The following is a 12,787-nucleotide window of genomic DNA, read 5'->3' on the forward strand; positions in this document are numbered from 1 at the left end:
GAACGACACCGCGATGCGGCTGCTCCTGGCGGCCGTCGTCGCCCTGCCCCTGCTCGGCGCGGGCGCCGCCCTGCTGCCGGCCCCGCCCGGGCTGCGGGGGCGCGGCCCGGAGCAGGCCGTGCTGCGCCACGGCGTCACCGTCACCGGCGCCGTGCTGGCCGCCACCGTGTTGCTCGCACTCGGCTTCGACCACGACCGGCCCGGCACCATGCAGGCCGAGACCGACATCGCCTGGATCCCGGCGCTGGGCGTCCGCGTCCACCTCGGCACCGACGGCGTCTCGCTGCCGCTGCTCGTCCTGACGGCGCTGCTGACCTTCCTGTGCGCCCTGTACAGCTACCACCGGCCTCCCGAGGGCCCGCGCCCGCAGGCGTTCGTCGCGCTCGTGCTCCTGCTGGAGGCCGGCACCCTGGCGACCTTCGCCGTGCTGGACCTGATGCTGTTCTTCCTGGCCTTCGAGACGGTCCTGATCCCGATGTACTTCCTCATCGCCCGCTGGGGCGGCGCGGGACGGGAGCGGGCCGCGTGGAGGTTCGTCCTCTACACCCTGCTCGGCTCCGTGGTGATGCTGCTGGGCCTGCTGCTGGTCGGCCTGGGCGCCGAGGGCGGCCCGACGTTCGACATGACGGCGCTCGCCGAGGACGGCGGCCGGGGACTGACCCACACCACCCAGCTCCTGGCCGCCCTCGCCATCGGCATCGGCCTGGCCGTCAAGACGCCGATGTGGCCGCTGCACAGCTGGCTCCCCGACGCCCACACCGCCGCCCCGACCGTCGGCTCGGTGCTGCTGGCGGGCGTCCTGCTGAAGATGGGCACCTACGGTTTCGTCAGGATCGTCCTGCCGGTCGTCCCCGACGGCATCCACACCCTCGCGCCGTACCTGGCCGCCTTCGCGGTCACCGGCATCATCTACGGATCGCTGGCCTGCCTCGCCCTGTCCCGGTCCGGTGCGGGAGGCGACCTCAAGCGGCTCATCGCCTACTCCTCGGTGGGCCACATGGGCTTCGTGCTGCTGGGCGTCGCCACCCTCACCCGCACCGGCGTCAACGGCGCGCTGTTCGCCAACATCGCCCACGGCCTCATCACCGGCCTGCTGTTCTTCCTCGTCGGCGCGGTCAAGGACCGCACCGGCACCACCGACCTGGACCGGCTCGCGCTCGACGGCGGCGGGAAGCACGGCGGGGGCGCGGCGCTGTACGGGCGCGCCCCCCGGCTGGGCGGGCTGCTCGCCTTCGGCGCCGTCGCCTCCCTCGGCCTGCCCGGGCTGGCCGGCTTCTGGGGCGAGATGCTCGCGCTGCTCGGGGCGTACCACCCCGCCGACGGGCTCAGCCGGCCCGCGTACCTGGTCTTCATGGCCCTCGCGGCCCTCGGCACCGTGCTGACCGCCGCCTATCTGCTGGTGGTCGTGCGCCGGGTCTGCATGGGGACGCCGCACGCCCCCGGCGCCGCCCCCGCCCCGGGCACGGCCCTGCCGGACGTACGCGGCCACGAGTTCGCCGCCTGGATCCCGCTCGTCGTCCTCACCGTCCTGGCCGGACTGTGGCCCGCGATCCTCCTGGGGCTCACCGATCCGGCCGTGCAGAACCTCCTGCCGGGAGTCAGCCGATGAACGCGCTCGCCCAGGACCCCGTCCGGTCGGTCGTCCAGTCCGTCGACTGGCTCACCATCGCCCCGCCCACCCTCGCCGCACTGGGCGCGCTGGCCGTCCTGGTCGCCGACCTGTTCCTGCCCGAGCGCCGCAAGCCGCTCCTCGGGCCGGTCACCGTCGCCGTCCTCGCGCTCGCCGTGCTCGGCCTGCTGCCCCTGCGGAGCGGCGAGCGCACCACCTTCTGCCTCACCGCCGACCCGGCGGTGTGCTCCTACGTCGCCGACCCGTTCACCCTGGCCGTCCAGTTCCTGGTGCTGGGCGCGGCCCTGATCTCCGCCCTGCTGTCGATGACGGCCGTACGGGACGAGGCGCTGCCGCGCGGCGAGTACTGGTTCCTGCTGCTGGCCTCCGCCGCGGGAGCGGCGCTGCTGCCCGCCGCCCGGGACCTGGCGACCCTGATCGTGGCGCTGGAGGTCGCCTCCCTGCCCTCCTTCGCCCTGGTGGGGCTGCGCCGCGCGGACGGGCGCTCCTCCGAGGCGGCCCTGAAGTTCTTCCTCTCCTCGGTCACCGCCACCGCCGTCAGCCTGATGGGCGTCAGCTTCGTCTACGCCGCGACCGGCTCCCTGCACCTGGACCGGGTCGCCGAGGAGCTGCGCGATACCGCCCCGGGGCTGGACACCCTGGCCGCCACCGGAGTCGCCCTCACCCTCGTCGGCTTCGCGTTCAAGACCGCCGCCGTCCCCTTCCACTCCTGGGTGCCCGACACCTACGCGGGCGCCCCCCTGCCGGTGGCCGCCTACCTGTCGGTGATCGGCAAGGCGGTCGGCTTCTCCGGGCTGATCCTGGTGACCGTCCGGGCCTTCCCCTCCTACGGCCACGTCTGGGGCCCGGCGCTCGCCGTCCTGGCCGCCCTCACCATGACCGGCGGCAACGTCGCCGCCCTGCGCCAGCGCCCGGAGCGCGCGCACAGCGCGGTGCGGCTGCTGGCGTGGTCCTCCGTAGGCCAGGCGGGCTACCTGCTGGTGCCGATCGCCGCGGCGGCGTACGCCGACGAGCCGGGGCGGGCCGTCGGCGCGACCGTCGCGTACGCCCTGATGTACGCCGCCGTGAACCTCGGCGCCTTCGCCGTGGCCGCCCACGTCGGCCGGAGTGCCGCCGCCAACCGGATCACCGACTACCGCGGCCTGTACGCCGCCCACCCCCCGGCCGCCCTCGCCCTCGCCTTCTTCCTGCTCTGCCTGGCCGGGCTGCCGCCGGGGATCATCGGCCTGTTCGCCAAGGTCGCGGTCTTCTCCACGGCCGTGGACGCGGGACTGGTATGGCTGGCGGCGGTGATGGCGGTGAACGTCGTGATCGCCCTGTACTACTACCTGGCGTGGACGGCGCAGCTCTTCCGGGCCCCCGCGCCCGCACCCGCCGCCGCGCCCGCGCCCGTACGCGTCGCCGCGCCGCTCACGGCCGCGATCGCCCTGACCGGGCTGATCGCCGTCGGCCTTTCGGGTGCTCCCCAGCTCGCCCTGCGCTTCGCCGCCGACGTGCTGCTTTAGACCGGGGCGGCCCGGGAACCCGGCGCCTTCACGTGGCGTTGACCTCATCGGAAGGGTCCACGAATCCGCCTTCGGACGGAGGCACCGCCGCAACGAAGGGCCACACGGGGGATCCCCCCTGCCGCACCACCTGGAGGGCGTACCGTGCACCGCCGGCACAACGGGCTGAAGACCGCCCTGCTACTCGGGGGACTGTCCGCACTCATCATCGTCATCGGCGGTTTCTTCGGCCGCACCGGGCTGCTCGTCGCGGTCGTCCTGGCGCTCGGCACCAACGCCTACGCCTACTGGAACAGCGACAAGCTCGCCCTGCGCGCCATGAGAGCCCGCCCGGTCAGCGAGTTCGAGGCCCCGGGCCTGTACCGGACGGTCCGCGAACTGTCCACGGCCGCCCGTCAGCCCATGCCCCGTCTGTACATCTCGCCGACCCAGGCGCCCAACGCCTTCGCCACCGGCCGCAACCCGCGCAACGCCGCCGTCTGCTGCACCGACGGCATCCTGCGCATCCTGGACGAGCGCGAGCTGCGCGCCGTCCTCGGACACGAGCTGAGCCACGTCTACAACCGCGACATCCTCATTGCCTCCGTCGCGGGCGCGCTGGCCTCGGTGGTGATGTTCCTGGTCAACTTCGCCTGGTTCATCCCGATCGGGCGCTCGGACGACGACGAAGGGCCGGGCCTGGTCGGGCTGCTGCTGATCATGCTGCTCGGCCCGCTCGCCGCGTCCCTGATCCGGCTCGCGGTCAGCCGCTCCCGGGAGTACGAGGCGGACGCCTCCGGCTCCCAGCTCACCGGCGACCCGCTGGCCCTGGCCTCGGCCCTGGCCAAGCTGGAGGCCGGCACCAAGCAGCTGCCCCTGCCCCCCGAGCCCCGGCTGGAGACCGCGAGCCACATGATGATCGCCAATCCCTTCCGCCCCGGAGACGGCCTGTCCAGGATGTTCTCCACCCACCCCCCGATGGCCGAGCGCATCGCCCGGCTCGAGCGCATGGCCGGGAGGCGCCTGTGAGGACGCTGCTCAACATCCTGTGGCTGGTCTTCTCCGGCCTCTGGCTGGCCCTGGGCTACGCGGTCGCCGGCCTGGTCTGCTTCCTGCTGGTCGTCACGATCCCGTGGGGCATCGCCTGCTTCCGGATCGCCGTCTACGCCCTGTGGCCCTTCGGGTACACCGTCGTCCAGCGGCCCGGCGCGGGCGCGGCCTCCGCCGTGGGCAACATCGTCTGGCTGGTCTTCGCCGGGATCTGGCTCACCCTGGGGCACATAGCCGCCGGCATCGGTTTCTGCCTGACGGTCATCGGCATCCCGTTCGGCATCGCCCACTTCAAGATGGTGCCGGTCTCGCTGATGCCGCTGGGCCGCGAGATCGTCCGCAGCGACGCCGCGTACCCGTCGTACCGCTGGAACCCGGCCCCCCGTTAGGCCGTCCCGCCGGGCCTCAGGGCCGGGCGGCCTCCTCGTCGTACAGGCCGTCCTGGCCGTACGCGCCGTCGCACGGGCCGCCGTGCCGGCCGGCCCCGGCCGGCGGCTCGTCCGCGCCCTCCCGCACCGCCTCCCAGGGAGCCGGTCCGGTGCCGTCGCTCCAGGCGGCCAGGGCGTGCCGGTCGAAGCACAGGATCCCGCACCGCTGCGCGTACTCCGCGGCGGGCGCGGTGAAGTCGCCGGTGGTGACCACGGCCGCCACCTGGGCCTCGTGGACGGTGTAGCAGGTGCCGCCGAAGCGCTGCACGTCCTGCGAGCCGACCTTGTTGGTGTCGCTGTAGCGCTTGCACTGGACGACCACGCGCCGCCCGTCCGGGGCGGTGGCGACGACGTCGGCGCCGAGGTCGCCCGCACCGCCGACGACCTCCACGTCCCGGCAGCCGTCCCGTTCGCACAGGGCCGCGACCGCCTGCTCGAACTCCTCCGCCTCCATGGCGTCGTAGTCGGGCCGGGGAGGGGGGACCGCGAGGAACGCCGCCCCCGGGCCTCCGCCCGCTTCCGCGTACTCCCCGGGCTCCGCGTACTCCACCGCTTCCGCGTACTCCGCGGGCTCCGGAGGGCGCCCCGCGCGGTCCTCCCTCCCCGGCCCGCCCGGGACCTCCTCCTCCAGCGTGTCCAGCGCGGTCTCGGCGGCCTCGGTCAGGACCGTGGCGGCCCGCCGAGCGGCCCTGGACGCCCGGAAGCGGCGCCCGCCGCGCAGACCGGCCACGGCGGCGGGCACGGCGACCAGGCAGACGGCCACCGCCGCGACCGGATGCTGCCGGGCCGCGTCCAGCGCCACGCGTCCGGCGAACCACACACCCAGCAGGACGACGGCGGCCAGTACGAAGGCCAGGGCCGTCACCCGCAGGTCGAAGACGGGCTTGCGGTCCGGCGTACGCGTCCGGCGCGCGGATACGGCCATCGGTGCGGATCCCCCCTGGCGGTTCGGCGTGGAACATCACTGCTCGCTACTGCCGTCTGCCCCGCCCCGCCGGTTTCAACAGGCGGCCGGGAGCGACCCGCTGCACGTACGTCAGCAGCCGACGCCGATGCAGTTCTCCCGGAAGACCTGCTCGCCGTCCACCGTGCCGACGATCGTGAAGCCCTCGAACGTGACGCCGCCCTCCGTCTCGATCCGCGGGTCGCTGCCGGCGTCGGCCACCATCCGGGCCTCCCCGCCGTCCACGGTGGTGCCCTCGCAGGTGACCCGCAGGTCCTCCCCGGTGCCCTCGTCGGTGCACGTGAGGTCGCCGTCGATCTCGTGCCCGGCCTGGTCGAAGGCGAGTTCGCCGGATTCGGCCGCGCTGTTGCGGGCCAGGGTCCCGGAGATCTCCTCCCCGGTGCCGCCGTCCCCGCAACCCGAGAGCGAGAGCGCGCCGAACAGCAACGCGGCCGGCAGAGCGGCCCGAACGGCCTTCTTTCCCATACGTCCTCCTGGGCCCGTGAGCGTGGAAGTTCCCGCCTCCGGGTGCCCGCCGCGCGGTGCCGCCAATCTCCCGGACGCCCTACCCGCCGCCCCGGAGGAACGCGGACGGGCACCCGCCGCCCGGCGGGTGCCCGTCCGTCCTCGCCCAGCGGCCGGCGCCCACCGCCGGCCCGGTGCTCAGCGGTAGTTGGTGAACTGGATCGCGAAGTCGAAGTCCTTGCCCTTGAGGAGGGAGATGACCTCCTGCAGGGCGTCCCGGCTCTTGTGGCTGACGCGCAGTTCGTCGCCCTGCACCTGGGCCTTGACGCCCTTGGGGCCCTCATCGCGGATGATCTTCGCGACCTTCTTGGCGTTGTCCTGGGAGATGCCCTCCTGGATCGACGCGAAGAGCTTGTACTCCTTGCCGGACACCTGGGGCTCCCCGGCGTCCAGGGACTTCAGGGAGATGCCCCGCTTGACGAGCTTGGTCTGGAAGATGTCGAGGATGGCCTTGACCCGCTCCTCGGAGTTGGCCCGCATCTCGATCTTCTCGCCCGACCAGGCGATGGAGGCCCCCACGCCCTTGAAGTCGAAGCGCTGGGAGATCTCCTTGGCGGCCTGGTTGAGGGCGTTGTCGACCTCCTGCCGCTCGACCTTCGAGACGATGTCGAAACTGGAGTCGGCCATCGTGGATTGGCTCCTCGTGCGTAGATCCGTCAGGGTGCGGCCCGGCTCGGCCCGCGCCGTCAGCCTAGTCATCCGCGGCGGTGATCCACCGCCGGACAACCAGGTGGCGGACCACCCCCCACCATCGGGTATGGTTGTGCGCGTTGCCAGGGAGCGAACGCCCCCGAGGCGGCAATCCCAGGCGGTGTGCCCGAGTGGCCAAAGGGAGCAGACTGTAAATCTGCCGGCTCAGCCTTCCTAGGTTCGAATCCTAGCGCCGCCACACGGATGAAAACGGCCCGTGGCCCGCTGTTCCAGCAGGCCACGGGCCGTTTCTCATGCGCCCGCGTGATCAGCGCGCTGTCTCATCCTGTCTCGCGTTTGAAGGCCCTGTCCCGACCTGTGTGAACGGGCCGTGGACGGCCGTCCGCACCCTTCAGCCGCGCTGCTCCAGTCGGGCGGAGATCTTGGCATTGGCGGCCTCGTCACCGTCGCCGAGGAACTCGGCGCGCACCCGGAACAGCACGGCGACGCTGTGGCCGGCGCGCTTCGCCACGAGCTGAGGTTCCACGCCGGAGCTGAGCCACGTGGAGACGGCGGCGTGACGGAGGTCATACGGGCGTTTGGCCAGTGACGACGCGCGCTGCGCGGGCGTCAGGGCGCGTGCTCGCGCTTCGGCCCACACCTCGCCGTATCCGGTGTCCTGAATCAGTCCACCTCGCTGAGTACGGAACAGCCTGCCGTCCGGGGCGGTGCCGTAAGCGGTGACGTGCCACCGCAGCAGGGCCACCGGCTCCGGTGGGATGGGGGCCTGCCGGACCGCCTTTCGCGGCCGGTGCTTCAACCCCCGCCTGTCGTGCGCCTCCCCGCTGTCCGTCCACGCGGAACCGGATCGCGGCCGGGCCTCCCCGAGGCGCAGCATGCCCCGCCCACGACGCGGAAGGTCGCGGTCCTGGGCCCGCAGGCCGATGACTTCCGCCGGCCGTGCCGCGGCGTAGCACATGCAGCCGAAGAAGGCGGCCAGGCGGCGGCCACGGGGACTTTGGTCCCGTACAGAAGCCAAGAGCTTCGTGGCCTGCCCTGGGTCCGGCACGCACGCCGGATCCACCTCCTCTTCGTTTGGACCAGCCGGTCGTTGGTCCGGGTGTGCCGTTGACCGATGCGCAGTGGGCGCGGATCGAGCCGTTGCTCCCGGACCGGACACCGAAGCGGGGTGGCCGCTGGCGGGACCACCGTGAGGTGATCGACGCGATCGCCTACAAGTTCCAGACCGGCACCCAATGGGTGCACCCGCCGGAGAGGTACGGCGACTGACGGGGCGTCTACAACCGGCTGTCGATGTGGGCCGTCGACGGCACCTGGGAGCGGGTGTCCACCGCGCTGGTGGCCCAGGCCGACGCGGACGAGTACCTGAGCTGGACCGTGTCGGTGGACTGAAACCATCGTGCGGGCCCACCAGCACGCGTCCGGGGCCCGCAAAGAGGGGCCCCGGCGGTGAGCCGGACGACCACGCCATCGGCCGCTCCCGCGGCGAACCGACCCCGAAGATCCACCTGGCTGCCGACGGCCGCTGCCGGCCCCTGGCGTTCCACCTCACCGCCGGACAGGCCGGCGACGCACCCGCCTTCCCCGAGGTGATGGCCAAGCCTGCGCGTGCCCCGCCGCCGTGGACGGCCCCGCGCCAGGCCGGAGGTGGTCCTGGCCGACACGGCGTACTCCTCGCGCGAGGTCCGCATCCACCTGCGCAGACGCGGTATCCGCGAGGCGATCCCGGAACGGGCCGTCCAACGGGCCAACCGGATGCGGCGCGGAAGAGCCAGTGGCAGACCACCGGCCTTCGACCGCGAGGCGTACCGGCAGCGCAACACCGTCGAGCGGTGTATCAACCGCCTCAAGCGGTGGCGCGGCATCGCCACCCGCTACGAGAAGACCGCGATCGTTTACCTGGCGGGACTCCACGTCGCAGGCATCTTCCCCTGGTCCGCCCGATGATCCAACTGACCCTCGCCGCCGGCCAAGAGCAGTATCCGTCCCGGTGAGACTCTCAGCGTTCTCTCACACAACGCTCACGGTGCTGCCAGGCCAAACGCCTAGCTTGCGGCGCATGTTCTTCACCTATCTGCGCCGCGAGCTGCGCCGCCGGAGGAAGTCGGCGCTGGTCGTCGCCTCGGGGCTGGCTCTCGGTATTGCTCTCGTCATCGTGGTCAACGCTGTCTCGACCGGCATGGGGAAGGCCCAGGACCAGGTACTGGAATCCCTCTACGGGCTCGGTACCGACATGACCGTCACCAAGGCTCCGGAGCCGCCGTCGGAGACCGGTGGCGAGCGGCCGCGGTTCCGCTTCGACGCGCGTGGTGACGGGGAGGACGGTGAGCGGCAGAGCAGTGACCGGGTCATGGTGCAGGGCTTGCAGACCTTGGACGCCGCCACCGTCTCCGCCGTGGCGGAGGCGGATGGTGTGGCGAACGCCGTGGGCGGGCTCAGCCTCAATGTGGTGAAGGTCGACGGCGAGTTCAGCCGCGGCCAGTTCCAGCAGCGGCCGGGCGGTGGACGGGGCGGCGGCCCGGACGGTGAGGTAACGGGCGGCGGCGCCGACTTCTCCATCGACAGCTTCACCGTGTACGGCACCGACGTCACGCATCCGGCGATGGGCCCGCTGTCCTCCTCGGAGATCACCGACGGACGCGGCTTCGAGACGTCCGAGACATCGGCGAAGGTGGCCGTGGTGGACAACGCCTACGCCAAGGAGAAGAAGCTCGCGACCGGTGACACGGTCACGGTGAGCGACACCAAGTTCGAGATCATCGGCGTGGCCACGGCGACCAGCGGGGACGCCGCCGCCAACGTCTACCTGCCGCTCGCCCGGGCGCAGACCCTGGCCGACGCCAAGGACAAGATCACCACCGTCTACGTGCAGGCCGACGACGCGCAGCAGCTCGGTGCGGTGGAATCCGCGGTGCTCAAGGCCGTTCCGGACGCCACCGTGACCACCTCCGAGGACCTGGCGGACACCGTCTCCGGGTCGCTGTCCACCGCGTCCGGCCTCGCCGAGACGGTCGGCCGCTGGCTTTCCGTGGTGGTCCTGGCCGCGGCGTTCCTGGTCGCCGGCCTGCTCACCTCGTCCGCCGTCGCCCGGCGCGTCCGGGAGTTCGGCACCCTCAAGGCACTGGGCTGGCGCTCGCGCCGGGTCACCGGGCAGGTCGTCGGCGAGGCCGTCGTGACGGGCCTGGTCGGTGGTGCGCTGGGCATCGGGCTGGGCCTGGCCGGTGCGTGGGCGGTCACCGCGTTCGGGCCGTCGCTCTCCGCGGAGCTGGGCGCTTCCGGTGGCGGCATGGGCGGCCCCGGTGGAGGTGGCGGCATGGGCGGTCCCGGTGGCGGCCCCGGCGGCGCCGCACGCGAAACCGCCGCACGGACGCTGGATGTGGTCCTCACCGCGCCGGTCAGCCTCTCCGTGATCACCCTGGCCGTCGGCCTCGCCGTCGCGGGCGGCCTCGTCGCCGGGGCCTTCGGCGGGTGGCGTGCCTCCCGGCTCCGCCCCGCCGACGCCCTCTCCCGCGTCGCCTGACCGGTCCTCGTCCCTCTCCGCAGGAGCAACCACACCATGTACGAACTCACCGGCGTCACCCGGCGCTACACCCGCGGCAAGGGCGTCGTCGACGCGCTCGCCGGAGTGGACCTCACCATCGCCACCGGCGACTACCTGGTCATCAAGGGTCCCACCGGCGGCGGCAAGTCGACCCTCCTCCAGATGCTCGGCGGCCTCGACCGGCCGACCTCCGGCAGTGTGCTGCTCGACGGTGTCGACCTGGCGAAGCTGCCCGAGGCCCGTCTCACCCGCCTGCGCAGCGAGAAGATCGGCTTCGTCTTCCAGAGCTTCAACCTCATTCCCACCCTCACCGCCCAGGAGAACGTCGAAACGGCCCTCGTACCACTGGGCATCAAGCCGAAGGAGCGGCGCGAACTGGCCGCCGAGGCCCTCTCCTCGGTCGGGCTGGGAGAGCGGCGGGGCCACGTGCCGAGCGAGTTGTCCGGCGGCCAGCAGCAGCGGGTGGCCATCGCCCGAGCACTGGTCAAGAAGCCGCAAGTACTACTCGCGGACGAGCCGACAGGCAACCTCGACGAGTCCACCCGCGACGAGATCATGGACGTCCTGCAGATCCGCTGCAAGGAGGACGGACTCACCTTCGTCATGGTCACGCACGACTCCCACCTGGCCAAGCAGGCCCCCCGGGCGGTCACGCTCCGCAAGGGCACCCTGTCGTCGTCCTGACCTCACGCGAAGTGCCACGACACCTCTGGCCGACCCCGCTCTGCCCCGCACCGGGCCCGGCGCGTCTCACACGCCGACGGCGCACCAGACCCGGTGCGGGGGCGCCTCCAGGAGGGGACGGCGAGTGCCGGGGCCCGGTGAGAGAACGGATCGTAGTGCCGACATGACCGAGCGGACCGAAGAGAAGCGGCAGCACCGGCTTCTCGTCGTCGAGGACGAGCCCGGCATCCGCACACTGCCCGAGTCGACGCTGAGCCTCACCGGTTACCAGGTGAGGAGCACCGACACGGGAGTCTCCGCGCCGGCCGAGGCCGCGCGCCAGCCACGGGGCAGCGAGCAGTGGCGCGGCACCGCCACCCGCTACGAGAAGACCACGACCATCTACCTGGCAGGACGCCACAGCCAGACGCCTTCCCCTGGGCCACCCGATGATCCGGACGAAACCGCCCAGGCGCGGTGGCGGAGCCGTCGTATGGACGAGGTGTGGACGACTGGCCCACCACGACTTGTTGCTGCTCGTGTCTTCGCTGATCAAGGTGGCTATGTCCGGCCAGCCAAAGGGAGGCTGCAAATCTGCCGGCTCGGCCTTCCTGGGTTCGGATCCCAGCGCCGCCACACGAGGGAAACGGCCCCCGACCAGTCCACTGGCCGGGGGCCGTTCGCCGTTCCGTCCGGCGTGGAGCCTAGTCCGGCACCTCCGTCGCCTCCGAGCCCAGCTCCGCGACCGCCTGGTCGATCGGGACCTCCCCGGAGACCAGCTCCAGCGTCACCCGCGCCGCGCGCGGGTCGTCCAGGAGGGCGAGGAGGACGGCGGCCACGTCGTCGCGGGAGATCTCGCCGCGGCCCGTGCGCGGCTCCAGCCGCACCCGCCCGGTGCCGGGGTGGTTGGTGAGGCGGCCGGGGCGCAGGATCGTCCAGTCCAGGTTGACGCGCCGGCGGATGTCGTCGTCCGCGGCGCCCTTGGCGCGCAGGTAGGCGGCGAAGACGGGTTCCATGTCGGCGGGGGGCTCGTCGTCCGCGCCCATCGCGGAGACGACCAGGAAGCGGCGTACTCCGGCGAGTTCGGCGGCGTCCGCGAGGAGGACCGCGGCCGCGCGGTCCACCGTCTCCTTGCGGGCCGTGCCGCTGCCCGGGCCCGCACCCGCCGCGAAGACCGCGGCGTCGGCGTCCCGCAGGTGCCGGGCGACCTCCTCCACGGACGACGACTCCAGGTCGCAGACGACCGGCTCGGCCCCCGCCGAGCGCAGGTCGTCCGCGTGTTCGGGCCGCCGGACGAGCCCGACGACCTCCTCACCGCGCGCGGCGAGCAGCCGCTCCAGCCGCAGTGCGATCTGACCGTGTCCTCCAGCGATGACTGTGCGCATACCCCGACCGTACGCCGCCGGACCCGCCCTCCGCCGTGTACGCCGCCGTGTACGCCGCCGTCAGCGCTGCGACTGGCGGGGGAGTCCCAGTTCGGCCGCGGGGCCGCCCGGTTCCGGGGCCGCCGTGTCCGCGGGGCCGCCCGGGTCCATGGCGTCGCAGTACTCGCGCACCGCGCTGGTACGGGCCACCACCCGGCCGCGGTGGACGACCAGGCGGCTGTACGCCAGTGAGAGCGTCCCGGCGAGCGTGCGGCCGCGCACGGCCAGCAGCTCCGCCGGGAAGCCGGCCTCGATCCGCACCCGCGGCAGCCCCATGGCCTCCCGAGCCCGCGCGCTCACCGCCTCGTAGGCCTCCTCCGGTCCGGCCTGGCCGTGCGAGGCCAGCAGGTAGGCGGCCTCCAGCGGGTCGCCGCGGCCCACCGGGTTGGCCGTGTCGCGCAGGGCTCCGCTGCCCGCGGCGACCCGCACCCCCGCCGCCCGCAGCAGC

11 protein-coding genes, 1 tRNA gene and 2 pseudogenes are annotated in these 12,787 nt (G+C 72.9%); 8 read left to right on the forward strand and 6 right to left on the reverse strand.

Annotated elements, in window-relative coordinates; all coding sequences use genetic code 11:
• The first annotated feature begins 13 nt into the window (after window positions 1–13).
• From ACLIYP_RS04695 to ACLIYP_RS04710, 4 genes are all read left to right on the forward strand, one after another.
• Window positions 14–1,609: a complex I subunit 4 family protein gene (locus ACLIYP_RS04695; RefSeq protein ID WP_412711879.1), complete on the forward strand. Its 1,596-nt coding sequence runs from the start codon at window positions 14–16 to the stop codon at window positions 1,607–1,609.
• Window positions 1,606–3,135 carry an NADH-quinone oxidoreductase subunit N gene (locus ACLIYP_RS04700; RefSeq protein WP_412711865.1) on the forward strand — a complete coding sequence of 510 codons (1,530 nt, stop codon included), beginning with the start codon at window positions 1,606–1,608 and terminating at the stop codon, window positions 3,133–3,135. The genes ACLIYP_RS04695 and ACLIYP_RS04700 overlap by 4 nt, the downstream gene beginning before the upstream one ends.
• A gap of 144 nt (window positions 3,136–3,279) precedes the next feature.
• Window positions 3,280–4,143 (forward strand): zinc metalloprotease HtpX, encoded by an 864-nt coding sequence (gene htpX, locus ACLIYP_RS04705; RefSeq protein ID WP_412711866.1) that lies wholly within the window; start codon window positions 3,280–3,282, stop codon window positions 4,141–4,143.
• Window positions 4,140–4,553 (forward strand): YccF domain-containing protein, encoded by a 414-nt coding sequence (locus ACLIYP_RS04710; RefSeq protein WP_412711867.1) that lies wholly within the window; start codon window positions 4,140–4,142, stop codon window positions 4,551–4,553. Before htpX ends, ACLIYP_RS04710 begins: the two co-directional genes overlap by 4 nt.
• Before the next feature lie 16 nt (window positions 4,554–4,569).
• On the opposite strand, the gene ACLIYP_RS04715 is transcribed toward ACLIYP_RS04710, so the two are convergent.
• The 3 genes from ACLIYP_RS04715 to ACLIYP_RS04725 all read right to left on the reverse strand — a co-directional run bounded on the left by ACLIYP_RS04715 (window position 4,570) and on the right by ACLIYP_RS04725 (window position 6,687).
• Window positions 4,570–5,517, reverse strand: coding sequence for a restriction endonuclease (locus ACLIYP_RS04715; RefSeq protein ID WP_412711868.1), 948 nt, complete (start codon window positions 5,515–5,517; stop codon window positions 4,570–4,572).
• A gap of 111 nt (window positions 5,518–5,628) precedes the next feature.
• Complete coding sequence (locus ACLIYP_RS04720; RefSeq protein ID WP_412711869.1) at window positions 5,629–6,021, reverse strand: hypothetical protein; 393 nt, start codon at window positions 6,019–6,021, stop codon at window positions 5,629–5,631.
• A gap of 177 nt (window positions 6,022–6,198) precedes the next feature.
• The gene (locus tag ACLIYP_RS04725; protein ID WP_093660526.1) at window positions 6,199–6,687 is read right to left on the reverse strand and encodes a YajQ family cyclic di-GMP-binding protein; all 489 of its coding nucleotides are present in this window, start codon (window positions 6,685–6,687) and stop codon (window positions 6,199–6,201) included.
• Between the two features lie 180 nt (window positions 6,688–6,867).
• On the opposite strand from ACLIYP_RS04725, the gene ACLIYP_RS04730 reads away from it, so the two are divergent.
• Window positions 6,868–6,949 (forward strand) — tRNA-Tyr (locus tag ACLIYP_RS04730).
• A 153-nt stretch (window positions 6,950–7,102) separates the two neighbouring features.
• Here ACLIYP_RS04730 and ACLIYP_RS31015 read toward each other — a convergent pair.
• Window positions 7,103–7,456 (reverse strand): hypothetical protein, encoded by a 354-nt coding sequence (locus ACLIYP_RS31015; RefSeq protein ID WP_459076340.1) that lies wholly within the window; start codon window positions 7,454–7,456, stop codon window positions 7,103–7,105.
• Window positions 7,457–7,785: 329 nt separating this feature from the next.
• On the opposite strand from ACLIYP_RS31015, the pseudogene ACLIYP_RS04740 reads away from it, so the two are divergent.
• The 3 genes and pseudogenes from ACLIYP_RS04740 to ACLIYP_RS04750 all read left to right on the forward strand — a co-directional run bounded on the left by ACLIYP_RS04740 (window position 7,786) and on the right by ACLIYP_RS04750 (window position 10,936).
• Window positions 7,786–8,658: pseudogene (locus ACLIYP_RS04740) on the forward strand (IS5 family transposase).
• Between the two features lie 112 nt (window positions 8,659–8,770).
• On the forward strand, window positions 8,771–10,231 hold the full coding sequence (locus ACLIYP_RS04745; protein ID WP_412711870.1) for an ABC transporter permease: 1,461 nt from the start codon (window positions 8,771–8,773) through the stop codon (window positions 10,229–10,231).
• 36 nt (window positions 10,232–10,267) lie between these two features.
• Complete coding sequence (locus ACLIYP_RS04750) at window positions 10,268–10,936, forward strand: ABC transporter ATP-binding protein (RefSeq protein ID WP_093660532.1); 669 nt, start codon at window positions 10,268–10,270, stop codon at window positions 10,934–10,936.
• Window positions 10,937–11,619: 683 nt separating this feature from the next.
• On the opposite strand, the gene ACLIYP_RS04755 is transcribed toward ACLIYP_RS04750, so the two are convergent.
• Together ACLIYP_RS04755 and ACLIYP_RS04760 are read right to left on the reverse strand one after the other, a co-directional pair.
• The gene (locus tag ACLIYP_RS04755; protein WP_412711871.1) at window positions 11,620–12,300 is read right to left on the reverse strand and encodes an NAD(P)H-binding protein; all 681 of its coding nucleotides are present in this window, start codon (window positions 12,298–12,300) and stop codon (window positions 11,620–11,622) included.
• Window positions 12,301–12,360: 60 nt separating this feature from the next.
• Window positions 12,361–12,787, reverse strand: a pseudogene (locus ACLIYP_RS04760) (hydrolase); the annotation flags it as partial.

It is taken from the genome of Streptomyces nanhaiensis (assembly GCF_046614825.1).
GTDB lineage: Bacteria > Actinomycetota > Actinomycetes > Streptomycetales > Streptomycetaceae > Streptomyces > Streptomyces radiopugnans.